Genomic DNA, 15,693 nt, shown 5'->3' with positions numbered 1-15,693 from the left:
ATCTGGACTAAAAAACATTTTTACAAAGATTATGCTCTTAAAGATGGAAATATAATAACTGGTCAAAATCCATTTTCAGTACGAACTGTTGCTAAAATACTTATAAAGGAGCTGATATAATGCAAACAATTTTAGGAAGTAACGGCCAAATTGGCCATGAGCTCGCAAAAGAATTATATAAAAACTATACAAAAGAAATTCGATTAGTTAGTCGAAAACCTCAGAAAATACATGATAGTGATGAATTAGTTTCGGCTGATTTATTAGATTTTAATGAAACGAATAATGCAATTTCTGGAAGTGATATAGTTTATTTTACCGTAGGATTACCTATGGATTCGGAAATGTGGATGAAGCAATTTTCAAAGATTTTAGATAATGTTATTGAGGCTTGTAAAATTCACCGAAGTAAGCTAGTTTTTTTTGATAATACTTATATGTATCCTAAAACTTCAGCTATTCAATTTGAAAATACAATTTTTAGTCCAAGTGGTAAAAAATCACTTGTAAGAGCTCAGTTAGCTGACAAGATTATTAAAGAGATGGAAGCCAATGAATTGAAGGCAGTTGTCTGTCGAGCACCTGAATTCTACGGACCAGAAAAAACCCAAAGTATTACCAATACAATGATTTTCAGCAATATCAAAGCTAAGCAAAAATTAAAAATTCCTATTAGTGATAGCACTCTCAGAACCTTAATTTGGACTCCTGATGCAAGCCGTGCAATGGCACTTATTGGTAATACTGATGATGCATACGGACAAACCTGGCATTTGCCTTGTGATAGGAGCCTTACCTACAAAGAAATGATTAATATTGCTGACAAAATAGAAAACGAAAAATTATCTTACTCCATAATTAAATTATGGAAATTTAAGGTAGGCAGCTTATTCAACAAAAATGCCAAAGAATTGTTGGAGTTACTTCCACGGTATGAAGTTGATAATCTCTTTAATTCTGATAAATTTAAAAAGCGATTTCCAAGTTTTCCTGTAACATCTTTTGAATCAAGAATAAAGCAGATATTAGTTAAATAAAAACTAAAACTGTGATTACTATTAAGCATAACGGGAGCAAATTATCATTTCAGAGATGATTTACAAATTTCAAAATTAGTCTTTAAAAAAAATAATAAAATAAAATCCTGTATTTGTGTATTTTTTTGAAATAAGATGTATAATATGTTTATCATCTACAGATGTAAACTTTAAGAAAATAGGAGATATCAAATGACTTATCAAACAAGTACTGAAAACAAGGCTATTGAAATTGTAAACATCAAATCACTTGAAGGTAAAGTGAAAGAAAGCATGGAATCTGCTGGGAATAAAGGAGCATTTGGTTATATACGAGGTGGTGCAGAAGATGAATGGACAATGGATGAAAATACATCAGCATTTAATAAAAAACAAATAATGCCTCGAGTTTTAAAATGAGAACCGAGAAATTATTATTACAATGGCTGCTATTGTAATTCTTTTGAGTCTCATTGTACCGACACTCATTCTTCCAAAATTATTACCCGCACTTGGTGTAGAAAGTTCTGACGATATCAACCAAGTCCGTAATGAGATGGTTGATTATGCAATTTTACATATGGCGCATGAGATTGAAGATAGTAAAGTGCGTAGTAGCCTCACTAAACAGTTGCAATCACAAAAAGGATTACAAATTCCTGATCATAACAAGAGTAGTAAGCTAATGGATGACATTATAACTTGGCAAGAAACACTTCTTGATACACCGACTATAAAAACACAATTTTCACCCACAATTGTTGATTATTTTAGGATTTATCTGGAAAATATTAGTAAGCACTCAACTAGCAAGAGAATAAGACGATTATTTTCAAAAAGAGGACGGGGTAGAAGAACAGATTCAGTCGAGATGGAAGAATTTACTCTATTAAGAAATGACTTAAGTAGGCTAGAAGATATTCTTTACCAGGAAACAATGGAAAGACTGAGTGAATTAGAAAAAGAACGCTTAGAAAATAAAACTATTGATTTTAGTGATATTGAGGAAGTTAAACACATTTTAGAAAACAGACACTATCGTATCCGTAATGACATTCAAGAAGATACAATTATTCCAAATGAATTACTCATTGAGGCATTTCAACTTGAATACCAATTTGTACTAAATCAAGCAAAATCTGATATGATTTCTAAAGAAACTAGTAATAAACTTTTTAAAGAAATTAATAATGCTCAAGTTTTGCAACTACAGAAACAATAAAAAGCCCATTGGGGGCTTTTTCATTTGTCTAAACTGCTCATTTGGTAAAAATGTGGCACTAAAAGGAGCGGAGAAAGCAATTAAAATAAACACCAATAAAGTTGACTCACCATGGTTTAGACCAATGATTAGTGATTATGCTTATCAAAAAGTCGTAGTTTTATTAGCTTCTTATTATAATTTGCTTGATTACTGGTAATTATCATTTCTATTTGCTAGAATATGCTTGTGTTGAACAAGAGCTTAGGATACGGACTGACTTTGTTATCTTTCTATACTTTTTAACGATAGGCTGCAGCAAGACATGCAAACCTAGTGAATTTAAAAAAATTTAAGAGATTGTTATTACAGAAAATGATGCATGGAGGCAATGAGATATGAAACTAATACTATCATCAATTTTGTTAGGATTCGGCGGATTTGATCCAATGGGAGCAATCCTTATAATGGCTGAATTGGCAAAGGGAACAAAGAAAAAACAAATATATTTATTTGCTTTAATGGCCCTACTTTCTACGGTCATTTTTGGATTAATATTTTCATACGGTGCCAGTATTGGCTTGGATTACTTTACAAATATAATGAATCATATTCCAGACATGGCTTACGTATTCACAGGTTTTTTGATATCCATTGTATGTGTGGCTTGGTTTATAAGAACGACTTTTCTGAAAGGAAATAAAGAAAGAGAAGACGACAAGAAAGAATCAAAATTTATGCAATTTGCCAAAAGAAGTATGCCACTTGCAGGTTTTATTTTTGGATTTTGGGCTATGTCAGATCCGACTTTTTGGGCGGTGGTTGCACTAAGCGCAAAAGAAGGGAATATATTATTAACAATATTGTGTTTGACAATTTGGATGTTATTAGGTCAGATTCCTTTATATACTTTAGTAGTATCATTAATATTTAATGTCTATGAAAAATTGATTAAAGTAGTAAGTAGGTATTTAGATAAAAATAACCGAAGAAAAAAATTAAGCAATATCACTAGAATAATAATCTCACTATTCGTATTAGGTATTGGTATTTATTTTTTTATCGATTCATTAGTATATTTACTAAAAGGGATTTGGATATATTAGTTTATAGATTATCATATAATTACTATTGATTAAAATAAAGCAAGAAATTAAGATACATTTTCAGGGAATTCCTCAACATATGGGTGCTTAAATAAGTTTTAAAATTCACAAACTATCTGAAATTTATTTACCAAGCAATTTTTGATATAATCAAATAACGTATTCAAATGACAGAGGGGAATCAGTAAACCATTCAAGTATTCCCATATTAATGGAACTGACAAATATAATCGTTACCGGAAGGAACCCGGATCATCTACAAACCATTAGACTATGTAAAGGCGATGGAAGACGGTCATTGACAGCAAATGGAGCCACAAAGGATATAAATCGAAATCTTTGATGTCGGACCTCATGTGATGAATTTTTATGTTGGGAGATCGGAATCTCTCTTTTTTAATTAACTGTTTCGTTTATATGTAAAAAAACTTTCTTGAAAAATTTTTCCGAAAAGATAATTAAAAGGAAAAGCAGGAGAGCAATGTGTTATAAAACCTTATAAGAAAAAGGATAACACAGCACTCCTATAAGTTTTAATTAACATCTTTCCGAAAAACTGTAATTTTCTTGACAATTGGATATCTCTTCTGGTATACTTAATCTATGAAACGTGAACAATTAATACAAAATATTGAAAAACTAAAGCATGTTATGCCTCCTTATGTTCTTGAATATTATCAATCTAAACTTACTATTCCTTATAGTTTAAATACACTTTATGAATATTTAAAAGAATATGAACGCTTTTTTAGCTGGTTGGTGGACTCGGGGGTTGCTGATGTTGATAAAATAACTGACGTTTCACTCTCTGTTCTGGAAAACTTAACTAAGCGAGATTTGGAGTCATTTATTCTCTATCTTAGGGAAAGGCCACGCTTAAATACCCATTCTACTCGCTATGGGGTTAGCCAAACGACAATTAATCGTACTTTATCAGCTCTTTCTAGTCTTTATAAATACCTTACTGAGGAGGTTGAAAATGAAGATGGTGAGCCTTACTTCTATCGTAATGTTATGAAAAAAGTACAAACAAAGAAAAAATCTGAAACTTTAGCTTCTCGTGCTGAAAATATCAAAGGAAAATTATTTTTAGGAGATGAAACTCAGGGTTTCCTTGATTATATTGATAGTGAATATGAGAAAACATTATCAAATCGAGCCCACTCTAGTTTTTTCAAAAATAAAGAACGGGATTTAGCAATTATTGCCCTTATTTTAGCTTCTGGTATTCGTTTATCTGAGGCAGTTAATGTTGATTTAAGAGATTTAAATCTTAACACTATGATTGTTGAAGTTACTCGTAAGGGAGGTAAAAGGGATGCTGTTCCTTTTGCTCCTTTTGCCAAAACTTATTTTGAGCGCTATTTAGAGGTGCGCAGTCAACGTTATAAAACAACTGCCAAAGATACTGCATTTTTTGTCACTCTTTATCGTGATATAGCCAGTCGAATCGATCCGTCTAGTGTTGAAAAGTTAGTCGCTAAATATTCACAAGCTTTTAAAGTTAGGGTAACACCTCACAAACTAAGACATACTCTTGCAACTCGGCTTTACGCTCAGACAAATTCGCAGGTGTTGGTGAGTAATCAGCTAGGTCATGCTTCAACTCAGGTAACCGACCTCTATACGCATATCATTAATGAAGAGCAAAAAAATGCCTTAGATAGTCTTTAAAGTAATATATAAAAAAGCGCTTGATAAGCTTCAAGCGTTTTTTTATATATTATGCTAAATTTTCTTTTGAGATGATATCTGTTAAAGTATTTAACGAACGTTCAGCAACTTTTGTATAGCGTTCTTTCTTATCACGAATCCGTGGGCCATCTAACTCCTCAACAATTCCAAAAGTGACATTCATCGGTTGGAAATGTTTGCTATCAGTATGGGTAATATAGTAAGGGAGGCTTCCAATTGCAGTTGTTTTAGGGAAAATCACCACTTCTTCATCATTAAAAAGTTTAGCCGCATTGATCCCAGCAACTAAGCCAGAGGCAGCCGATTCAACATATCCTTCTACTCCTGTCATTTGCCCAGCAAAAAAGAGATTTTCTTGTTTACGTGATTGAAATGTTTGTTTAAGAAGATTAGGGGAATCCATATAAGAATTTCGATGCATTACACCGTAGCGAACGAATTCAGCATTTTCGAGTCCTGGAATCATTTGAAAAACTCGTTTTTGTTCTCCCCACTTTAAGTGAGTTTGAAATCCGACAATATTATATAAGGAGGCGGAGGCATTATCTTGGCGAAGTTGAACAACTGCATAAGGTGTTCTAAATTCGCCATCTCTAGGACCTTTGTATTCATCTGGGTATTCCAGTCCAACAGGTTTCATGGGACCAAACAGCATTGTTTTATAGCCACGTTTAGCCATTTCTTCAATGGGCATACAGCCTTCAAAGACTTTTAAATCCTCAAAAGAATTGAGAGGAGCTTCTTCTGCAGAAATCAAGGCTTCTTGAAAATCTTGAAATTCTTCTTTAGTCATTGGACAGTTAATATAATCGGCTTCACCCTTGTCATAACGTGATTTTTTATAAACTTTATCAAAGTTTATCGAATTAGCATCAATGATTGGAGCTGCCGCATCATAAAAGTAAAAACCATCAGCGCCATTAAATTCACGGATTTTATTTGCTAAGCTGTCAGAAGTTAAGGGACCGGTTGCAATAATCGTCAATTCATCTTGAGGAATGTCAGTGATTTCTTCACGAATAACCTCAACTAATGGGTGATTAGATACTTCTCTAGTAACAAAATCAGAAAAACCTTCTCTGTCCACGGCTAGAGCTCCACCAGCAGGAACTTGAGTGTATTCAGCAGCTTTAATAATTACTGAGTCGAGTCTTCTCATTTCTTCTTTGAGGAGCCCAACTGCGTTGGTTATTGCGGCTCCACGAAGAGAATTTGAACAAACAAGTTCAGCAAATTTGTCTGTTTTATGTTGAGGGGTCTGTTTAAGACCGCGCATTTCGTAAATTTTTACTGGGATACCGCGTTTAGCAATTTGATAAGCGGCTTCAGAGCCGGCAAGGCCTGCTCCGATAACATTAATATGTGTTTTTCTCATAGTCCCAATTATATCTAATTTTATTGAATTTTACCATTGATTAATATAATAAAAAAGCGCTATTGCGCCTTTTATTTTTGTTTTTCTTCTTGATAGTCACACTCGTCATTTGAACACACGACTTGTTTACCACCACCACGAACTTTCTTTTCAACGAGAAAATGACCAGATTTAGGACAATCACGTCCAATTGGTTTGTCCCAGCTTGTAAATTCACATTCAGGATAGCGGTCACAACCATAGAAAATTCTATTTTTCTTAGTTTTACGTTCAATGATGTTTCCTTCATGACAAAGTGGACATTTTACGCCAATTTCTTTCACGATAGCCTTGGTATTTCGGCAATCTGGGAAGTTACTACAAGCATAAAACTTACCGAAACGTCCTAATTTAATGACCATTGGACTTCCACACACATCACAATCAAAACCAGCGGGTTCATCCTTGATTTGAATCTTCTCCATACCTTCTTCAGCATTTTCAAGTTCTTTAGCAAAAGGTTTGTAGAATTGGTCAACAACCTCAATCCATTGGCGTTTTCCTTCTTCAACCTGATCAAGATCTTTTTCCATTTCGGCAGTGAATTCGGTATTAACAATGTTAGGGAAAAATTCAACAATCAACTTGTTAACGATTTCTCCAAGTTCCGTAGGTTCAAATCGTTTTGCTGATAATCTTACATAATAGCGTTTTTGAATTGTTTCTAAGGTTGGAGCATAGGTTGAGGGACGGCCTACACCGTTTTCTTCTAATGTTTTAATGAGTGTTGCTTCAGAATATCGAGCCGGTGGTTGTGTGAAGTGTTGTTCTGGTTTAACATTTGCTTTTTTCACTGTCTCGTTTTCTTCCATTTCTGGAAGCATATTTGATTTATCGGAGTCGTTGTAGATTCTAAGATAACCGTCGAATTTGACCTGTGAACCATTGGCGATAAAAATGACACCATTTTGTGAAAGGTTCACTTTCACAGTATCAAAAATGGCTGCAACCATTTGGCTAGCAACAAAACGATTCCAAATAAGTGTATAGAGTTTTAATTGGTCTTTGTCCAAATATTTAGCAATGGACTCAGGTGTATTAAAGACATTTGAAGGTCGAATGGCTTCGTGGGCATCTTGAGCACCAGAGGCATTCTTAACTTTTGAACCGTGCTTGCTGTACTTTTCGCCAAATTGTTCCGCAATATAGCTATGAGCTGCACTTTGTGCGACAGGAGAAATACGTGTTGAGTCGGTACGCATATAGGTAATCAGACCTTGATGTCCTTGACTTCCGAGTGTCAATCCTTCATAAAGCTGTTGGGCAACCATCATTGTTTTACGGGTACGAAAGTTAAGCTTATTTGCTGCATCTTGTTGCATTGAACTTGTTGTATAAGGGAGTGGTGAATTTCTACGACGTTCTTTCTTTTCAACTTTATCGACATTGAAATCAGGACCGTCTAAACGCTCCATCACTTTAATAACATCTTCGTTATTTTTTAATGGATGTTTTTTTCCATCAATTCCCCAAAATGAAGCTTTAAATTTCTTGGTTCCTTTTTTGAATTCCCCATCAATTGACCAGTATTCTTCTGGGATAAAGGCATTAATTTCATTTTCGCGGTCAACGATTAATTTTAAAGCAATCGATTGAACTCGACCTGCAGAAAGTCCTTTTTTGACCTTTTTCCAAAGAATTGGACTGATTGAATATCCAACTAGGCGGTCAAGAACGCGACGTGCTTGTTGGGCATCAACCAAATCTACATCAATTTGACGTGGTTCCTTAAAGGCGTTTTTTACGGCGTCTTTAGTAATTTCGTTGAAGACCACACGGTTTTTTTCTTCGAGTGGAAGATTCAAGATGTGAGCTAAGTGCCATGAAATTGCTTCTCCTTCACGGTCCGGGTCACTCGCGAGATAGACAGCTTTGGCAGCTTTGGCTTCTTTTTTGAGTGAGTTGATTAGAGGTGCCTTACCTCGAATATTGATATATTGTGGTTCATAATCATTCTCGATATCAACAGACATCGTTGATTTTTTTAAATCACGAATATGACCGACAGAAGCAACAACTTTATAGTTTCGTCCAAGATATTTTTCAATTGTTTTGGCTTTAGCAGGCGATTCGACAATTACGAGATTTTTCCCAGGAGTCACTTTCTTTCGTGTTGTTTTTTTCTTTGTACTAGTTTTAGTTTTAGTTGAAGTTGGCATAATTAATATTCCTATTTATCTATTTTTAAATATCCACTATCTATAAAATGTTATACAGTTCATAGAGGATTTAGTGATTAGAAAGTGGAAATTGAACTAATGTTTGGTCTAAATTACTGACTTCCTACAATAAATTCACTCTCCCATAATAAATGCTTTTCTTCAATATGTCAAGCTATTTAGTTTTCTTATAGTAAAACTTGTTATTAATTGAGATAATAAAACACCGCTAAGAGCTTTATATTTAAGGGCTTATAGCTATTTTTTAATTGTACAAATATTCTTCTAAAATATCTTGAGCTTGATAGACAAGTTTTGCTCCTTGTTGAATAAGATGATTACAGCCATCAGATGTTCCATCTGCAATATTTCCAGGGATGGCAAAGATATCTCTTCCTTCTTCCAGTGCCCTTTCACAGGTGATTAAACTGCCACTTCTTAATTTTGCTTCCACGACAACAACTCCCCGTGAAAGACCAGCAATAATTCGATTGCGCTCTGGAAAGTGGTATTTAAGTGGTTTTTCGCCTAATGAATATTCACTTAAAACTAATTGATTTTTTGCTAGATATTCCTGTATTTTACTATTTTCTAGTGGATAGAAAATATCCAATCCTGTACCAATAACAGCAATTGTTGGTGTTTTAGTTTTAATTGCTGACAGATGGCTGGCTGTGTCAATCCCTTTAGCAAGCCCGCTTACTATTGTAAAGGATTGATTCAATTCTGTGATAATTTTTTGGACAGCTTTTATCCCTGATTGACCTGCTAGGCGGCTTCCAACAAAGGCAAGTTTAGGATTTTTTAATAAATCAATATTTCCCTGATAAAAAATTAAAACGGGTGGGTTGTAGATTTCTCTTAGACGCTCGGGATAAAGGTCATCAAGAATGGAAAAGGAGGAAAATTTTTTATAGTCTATCCTGAGTTTCTTTACGTCCTGATTTTTATATTGTTCGATAAAGTTAGGGATTGATTTGACTTGAGCCACTTGTCCCATTTGTCGTAAGCTTATTTTTATATCATATTTGCGGAAAAATTTTAAGAGCTTATTTACACCAAGATTGGTCATTCCTGCTTTTTTCCAACGAAATAAATCAAAATTTGTAATCATATCTACCTCTAATATTACTGACAGGATGAGTCAGTCACTTTTAAATTTGCTTATATCTTTCTATACGATAAAAATATATAATTGTAACTAAAAAAAATTACTGACAGCTTTTTTGTCAGTAATTTTTATAGTTAATATGCTATTACGTTAGGACTTAATCTCAGCAATAAATTCGATTTCAATGAGAACTTCTTTGGGCAATCCAGCAACTCCTACAGCGGAGCGAGCTGGAAAGTTTTTATTAAAGAATTTTGAATATATCGCGTTAAACTTGGAAAAATCTTCGATGTTCTTTAAAAAACAAGTTGTTTTAATAACGGAATCAAAATTTGAATGAGCCTCTTTCAAAATTGCGGCAATGTTTTTCATCACTTGTTCAGTTTGAAGTTCGATTGTATCACCGACGATTTCTCCATCAAGAGGATTCAAAGGAATTTGTCCAGAGGCATAAAGTAAGCCATTTACTATTTTCCCTTGAACGTAAGGGCCAATCGCTGCGGGAGCATTGCGTGTTGCAATAATGTTCATTAAATTTCTCCTTTGTAGCTAAAGAAATTTAAGCAATTATCATTCAGCTACGTCAATATCTTTTTTCAAAGCCTCGATGTCAAGGTCGGCAAATAAAAATTTGCGATCTTGAACAGGGAATGATTGATTCAATTGGTCAATTGCTCCAATTTCAACAGTCCCATTATCAATAATAAAATCAAGAATATGTCCACCAAAAGTGAAATCTTCACTAATAAAATGAAGATGATAACCAGCAACGCTGACACCATGGAACATTTCAGGAGTCCAAATTCCGACAATTGTTCCTTTGACATTTTCTTCGGTATATTCTGGTTGGTTTTGTGAAACTTCTACAAATTTTGTTCCTGATTTAGCACGCGGAATCATTCGTACATGCATTTTTGGAAATTCACCAGTAATTTTGATTGAGCGGAATAAGTTTTGACCATCAAAATAGCTTTCAATTCGGTCTTCTAATTCTTTATCGCTTACTGTAAATTTTTGTTTGAAAACAACTTCTGCCTGATGAGGAACAACTGCAGCGTAAGGAACTTTGATATCGTCAGTTAATTCGACGATCGTTTTATCTCCCTTAGCTTGATAAGCTTTACCATCTAAAACAATCAATTCGCCATCAATTGAATCTAAAGTTCCAATTCCTAAGTCACCATGTTTCAAGAGCTCACCAATCGTCATTGTCCCCTCATAAAGTCCGGCCATTAATGCCCCAAGGGTATTATATTGAAAAAGTTGTGTGATTTCTGACATGATATTCTCTTTTCTATCTCATTAAATTTAAATAATTTATTAATTAAATTATATCAAATTTCTAGTGATTTAAAAGAAACGTAGACTAGAAAATATTAATGGGAAAATAAAAGCAATTTAGTATGAACTATATCTTAAACTAATAATTCATATAAACTTTCATTTCCATGTAAATTTACATAACGGCTATCAAATTGTTCAATTCGCTTAATCAAAGCGTCGTAGTCATTGGGATTTTCGAGTAAAATACCAACAAGACAAGGCCCTTTACCTTTGTCCACCCTTTTTATATATTCAAATCTTGTAATGTCATCATTGGGTCCTAAAATATTACTGACAAAAGTCCGAAGAGCTCCCGATCTTTGGGGGAAATTAATGACGAAATAATGTTTTAAGCCCTCATAAACCAAAGCTTTTTCTTCAATTTCTTGCATTCGACTGATGTCGTTATTTCCACCACTAATAATACAGACGATATTTTTGCCTTTTATCTCATCTTTGACGAGTTCAAGTGCGGCAACAGAGGTTGCACCAGCGGGCTCTGCGACAATTCCTAACTTAGAATATAAATCCAAAATGGTCTGTGAAATCAATCCTTCGTCAACAGCAATTAATTGCTTGACTTTGTCATTAATGATTTGATAAGTTTTTTGGCCAACAGTTGCCACAGCAATTCCGTCAGCAAATTTATCAATATGTTCTAAAGTGACTGGATGACCCGCCAAGTAAGCTGCTCTCATACTTGTTGCACCTTTTGCTTCAACTCCCACGATTTCAGTGTCAGGATAGTGTTCGTGACTGTAGGCAGTGATTCCAGCAATTAAGCCCCCTCCGCCAATCTGGACGAGTATTTTATCAAAGTTAACCCCAAGTTTTTGACCTTGAGCAAATATTTCCAAAGCTACTGTCCCTTGTCCAGCGATTACCTTTTCATCATCAAAAGGATCTATGAATGGTTTTCCGTTATCTTTCGAAAATTCTTTGGCTGCTTTTGCTGACTCATCAAAAGTGTCGCCAATCAGCCGAATCATGACATGATGACCACCAAAAAACTTAACTTGTGAAACTTTTTGATTAGGGGTGGTGACAGGCATGAAAATTGTGGCAGAAATATTCAATTGATTGGCTGCAAAGGCTACTCCTTGTGCATGATTACCCGCAGAGGCACAAACCACACCTTTAGAGCGTTGGTCAGCACTTAATTTACTGATAGAATAATAGGCGCCTCGCAACTTAAAGGAACGAACCTTTTGTAAGTTTTCTTCTTTTAAATAAATATTTGCTTGATATTTGTTGGAAAGATAAGGGTCTAGTTGTAAAGGGGTTTTGGTGACAACTGGCTTTAACAAATCATAGGCTTCTTCGACCTCTTTGGCATTTATCATTTATCTTATTCCTCCATAAAGTAGTTTTATGTTTTCTTTATTATGTTAAAAAGATAAATTATTGATAAATTTTAAAGGCGTCGTAATCACCAGATTGTGTAAATGGCATTGCTTTACGTAGTTCTGCACCGATTTTTTCAATTTCCAGATTTTTAGCTGCTTCACGATAAGCAGTTAATTTTGGACGTCCAGCTTTGAAATCATCAACGAAATCTTGCGCAAATTTTCCTGATTGAATGTCAGCCAACACGAGTTTCATATTCTTTTTAACTTCGTCAGTAATAATGCGTGGTCCAGTCACATAATCGCCAAATTCGGCAGTATTTGAGATTGACTGACGCATTTTAGTGAAACCACCTTCGTACATAAGGTCAACAATCAATTTCATTTCATGCAGCACTTCAAAGTAAGCCAATTCACCAGCATATCCAGCTTCTGTCAGTGTTTCAAAACCAGCTTCAACAAGTGCTGTCAAAGCACCACAAAGCACAGCTTGTTCGCCAAACAAATCTTCTTCTGTTTCTTCTTTGAAAGTTGTTTCGATAATTCCCACACGGGCACAACCAATGCCTTTCGCCCAGTCCATAGCGATTTCACGCGCATGACCAGTGGCATTTTGATGCGAAACGAACAAAGCTGGCGTTCCGAAACCTTCGGTAAAAGTCCGCCGAACGAGATGTCCCGGCGCTTTTGGCGCAACCATGAAGACATCAACATCTTCTGGAACTTCAATATAGCCAAAATGAATATTGAAACCATGGGCAAAACCAAGTGCTGAACCTGATTTCAAATTTGGTTTTATGTCCTCTTCATAAATAGATTGTTGAAGTTCATCAGGTGCCAGAACCATAATGACATCAGCTTTAGCTACTGCTTCTCCTACTTCAAATGTTTCAAAGCCATCTTCTTTTGCTCTATCAAAAGATTTCCCCTGACGAACGCCAATAATCACATCATGACCAGAATCACGCAAGTTTTGTGCATGAGCGTGTCCTTGTGAGCCATATCCAATCACTGCGATTTTCTTACCCGCGAGTGCGGCTACTTCTACATCTTCTTCATAATACATTGTAACTGCCATTTTTGTTTCCTCTATTTTCTATTTATTTGTTAACTTTTTTTAAATTTATCCCCGCTCAAAACCTGCGCTACCTGTCCGAGCCATGTTGAGAATACCATAAGGACTGACCACATCAATGAGTGCTTCAATCTTTGCTGAGTCACCAGTGAGTTGAATGGTGACATTCTCACGATTGACATCAACGACATTTACCCTAAAAGGTTCAATCATTGTAAAAATTTCTGCACGTATCGTTGGTGGAGCTGATACTTTGATTAAAACCACTTCACGAGCTACATGAGGCAAATCAGTAATGTCAGCAACCTCAATCACATCGATTAAGCGATTTAACTGTTTGATAATTTGTTCCACCTCATTAAGATAGTCTACTTCAATGACAAAAGTGGTATGAGTTAAATCCTGACTTTCCGTCACGCCAGCGGTAATTGAGATGATATTTACCTGCCTACGGTTGAGAACGGCCGTGAAGCGATTCATAATTCCTGTGACATTATGAAGCTTTGCAATAATCATTCTACGCATTGTCCACCTCCCTATCGTCAGTAAAAGTCAGACCAATCATCTCGTCATTATGTAATCCTGCTGGTATCATTGGCAAAACATGTTCAGATTTTGAAATGACAATTTCGATAAGCATTGGTTCATCTTTTGTAATGATTTTCAAATCTTCAGCCAAAGTCTTGGGATTTTCTAGCTTCAAGTGTTTGATTCCGTAAGCCTCAGCCAATAATTGAAATTTGGGTTCGGCATCAAAAACGGATTGTGAGCGGCGCTCCTCATAGAAAGATTCTTGCCACTGACGAACCATTCCTAGCGAATGATTATTAATCAACACCACTTTGATTGCAATGCCATAGCCATTAAGTAAAGCCAGTTCTTGATTGGTCATTTGAAAACCACCATCTCCGACAAAAACGATGACATTTTTATCAGGATTGGCAAGCTTGGCACCAATTGCCGCTGGGATGCCAAAGCCCATGCTTCCCATTCCACCAGACGTAATCAGCTGACGAGCGTTTTTGTAAGGATAATATTGCGCTGCCCACATCTGGTGCTGTCCAATGTCAGTAACAATGATTGAATTTCCGTCAGTATATTTTCCAATTAATTCGATAGATTCTTGTGGACGAATTTCATCTTGTGGCGTTTCGTAAGCAAATGGTACTTTTTTCTTATTTTCTGTGACCAATTGAACCCAGTCAGTAAAATCTGTATCAACTTTAGGAAAATCCAGAAGTTTCGTCAGTGCATCTTTCAAATCTGAATGAATGGGAATATCTGTTTTTACGATTTTTCCAAGTTCGGCAGCGTCAATATCAATATGAGCAACGACTGCATTCTCAGCGAATTTTAAGGGATTGGAAACAACTCGATCATCAAAACGGGAGCCAAAGTTGATAATATAATCAGCTTTGACCAGAGCCATATTGGCTGCATAAGAACCATGCATTCCTGCCATACCCAATTGTAATTCGTGATCAATCGGTAAAGTTCCTAAACCTAGTAAAGTCGAAACCACAGGAATTCGATATTTTTCAACAAATTCACGAAATTCACTGACAGAATCTGAATAATTAATGCCACCACCCGCAATAATGACTGGACGTTTACTGACAGAAAGTTTCGTCAGTAATTTTTCTAACTGATGATTGCTTGCAGTTTCAGTAGGACTGTAATGGGGCAAATTCAAAGTTGGGTCATTGATTTCAGTGACTTCAAGGGTGGAAACGTCCTTAGGCAAATCAATTTCTACCGGTCCGGGACGACCCGTCTGAGCCAAATAATAAGCTTCAGTCACGATTCTTGGGATATCGGCCGTATCTCTGATTTGATAATTATATTTTGTGATGGGTGCGGTAATGCCGACAGTATCAGCTTCTTGAAAAGCGTCCTTACCGATAGACTGACGTCCCACCTGTCCAGTAAAAATGAGCAATGGAACGGAATCAAGATAAGCATCAGCAATTCCCGTTACTGCATTTGTCGCGCCCGGTCCAGAGGTAACCACGACAACACCAACCTTACCAGAAGATTTGGCGTAACCTTCAGCCTCATGAGTCGCCCCTTGCTCATGACGAGCTAAGATGTGTTTAATTCCTTCAAAACTATGAATCGCGTCATATAAAGGGAGCATAGCTCCACCGGGGTAGCCAAATATAATCTCTACTCCAAGATTTTTTAGAGTTTCAAGGACGAGCTGAGAGCCAGAAGTTGGTTTTTCTAACTTTATTTTTTTCATGCAAT

13 protein-coding genes and 3 pseudogenes are annotated in these 15,693 nt (G+C 35.6%); 7 read left to right on the top strand and 9 right to left on the bottom strand.

What is annotated here, in order from left to right; genetic code table 11:
• From LLA01S_RS13005 to xerS, 7 genes and pseudogenes are all read left to right on the top strand, one after another.
• Positions 1-120, top strand: a pseudogene (locus LLA01S_RS13005) (type 1 glutamine amidotransferase domain-containing protein); the annotation flags it as partial.
• Positions 120-1,037, top strand: coding sequence for an NAD-dependent epimerase/dehydratase family protein (locus LLA01S_RS04305; RefSeq protein ID WP_061777907.1), 918 nt, complete (start codon positions 120-122; stop codon positions 1,035-1,037). The pseudogene LLA01S_RS13005 and the gene LLA01S_RS04305, both read left to right, overlap by 1 nt.
• 192 nt (positions 1,038-1,229) lie before the next feature.
• Positions 1,230-1,433 (top strand): annotated as a pseudogene (locus tag LLA01S_RS04300) (alpha-hydroxy-acid oxidizing protein); the annotation flags it as partial.
• A gap of 1 nt (position 1,434) precedes the next feature.
• A pseudogene (locus LLA01S_RS04295) lies at positions 1,435-2,238 on the top strand (cation:proton antiporter); the annotation flags it as partial.
• A 52-nt stretch (positions 2,239-2,290) separates the two neighbouring features.
• Positions 2,291-2,437: a hypothetical protein gene (locus LLA01S_RS12365; protein WP_014572597.1), complete on the top strand. Its 147-nt coding sequence runs from the start codon at positions 2,291-2,293 to the stop codon at positions 2,435-2,437.
• Between the two features lie 178 nt (positions 2,438-2,615).
• A complete protein-coding gene (locus LLA01S_RS04285) occupies positions 2,616-3,323 on the top strand; it encodes a hypothetical protein (protein WP_021165347.1) in 708 nt (235 codons plus the stop codon).
• Between the two features lie 603 nt (positions 3,324-3,926).
• Positions 3,927-4,997, top strand: coding sequence for a tyrosine recombinase XerS (gene xerS / locus LLA01S_RS04280; RefSeq protein ID WP_014572599.1), 1,071 nt, complete (start codon positions 3,927-3,929; stop codon positions 4,995-4,997).
• Positions 4,998-5,046: 49 nt separating this feature from the next.
• Here xerS and trmFO read toward each other — a convergent pair whose 3' ends face one another.
• The 9 genes from trmFO to LLA01S_RS04235 form a co-directional block, all read right to left on the bottom strand.
• On the bottom strand, positions 5,047-6,393 hold the full coding sequence (gene trmFO, locus LLA01S_RS04275; protein ID WP_032950090.1) for a methylenetetrahydrofolate--tRNA-(uracil(54)-C(5))-methyltransferase (FADH(2)-oxidizing) TrmFO: 1,347 nt from the start codon (positions 6,391-6,393) through the stop codon (positions 5,047-5,049).
• Between the two features lie 71 nt (positions 6,394-6,464).
• A complete protein-coding gene (gene topA, locus LLA01S_RS04270; protein WP_015082465.1) occupies positions 6,465-8,591 on the bottom strand; it encodes a type I DNA topoisomerase in 2,127 nt (708 codons plus the stop codon).
• A 265-nt stretch (positions 8,592-8,856) separates the two neighbouring features.
• Complete coding sequence (gene dprA / locus LLA01S_RS04265) at positions 8,857-9,705, bottom strand: DNA-processing protein DprA (RefSeq protein ID WP_061777906.1); 849 nt, start codon at positions 9,703-9,705, stop codon at positions 8,857-8,859.
• Between the two features lie 147 nt (positions 9,706-9,852).
• Positions 9,853-10,233: a RidA family protein gene (locus tag LLA01S_RS04260; RefSeq protein WP_061777905.1), complete on the bottom strand. Its 381-nt coding sequence runs from the start codon at positions 10,231-10,233 to the stop codon at positions 9,853-9,855.
• A gap of 39 nt (positions 10,234-10,272) precedes the next feature.
• Positions 10,273-10,983, bottom strand: coding sequence for an acetolactate decarboxylase (gene budA / locus LLA01S_RS04255; protein WP_011676302.1), 711 nt, complete (start codon positions 10,981-10,983; stop codon positions 10,273-10,275).
• Between the two features lie 134 nt (positions 10,984-11,117).
• A complete protein-coding gene (gene ilvA, locus LLA01S_RS04250; protein ID WP_061777904.1) occupies positions 11,118-12,368 on the bottom strand; it encodes a threonine ammonia-lyase IlvA in 1,251 nt (416 codons plus the stop codon).
• A gap of 58 nt (positions 12,369-12,426) precedes the next feature.
• Complete coding sequence (gene ilvC, locus LLA01S_RS04245; RefSeq protein ID WP_061777903.1) at positions 12,427-13,449, bottom strand: ketol-acid reductoisomerase; 1,023 nt, start codon at positions 13,447-13,449, stop codon at positions 12,427-12,429.
• A gap of 45 nt (positions 13,450-13,494) precedes the next feature.
• The gene (gene ilvN, locus LLA01S_RS04240; RefSeq protein WP_021037263.1) at positions 13,495-13,971 is read right to left on the bottom strand and encodes an acetolactate synthase small subunit; all 477 of its coding nucleotides are present in this window, start codon (positions 13,969-13,971) and stop codon (positions 13,495-13,497) included.
• Positions 13,964-15,688 (bottom strand): acetolactate synthase large subunit, encoded by a 1,725-nt coding sequence (locus LLA01S_RS04235; protein WP_061777902.1) that lies wholly within the window; start codon positions 15,686-15,688, stop codon positions 13,964-13,966. The genes ilvN and LLA01S_RS04235 overlap by 8 nt, the downstream gene beginning before the upstream one ends.
• Positions 15,689-15,693 lie beyond the last annotated feature (5 nt).

Origin of the sequence: Lactococcus cremoris subsp. cremoris NBRC 100676, from assembly GCF_001591705.1 — a bacterium.
GTDB lineage: Bacteria > Bacillota > Bacilli > Lactobacillales > Streptococcaceae > Lactococcus > Lactococcus cremoris.
The sequence above is the reverse complement of the archived record's forward strand: the minus strand, read 5'-3'. Positions and strand labels throughout refer to the sequence as shown.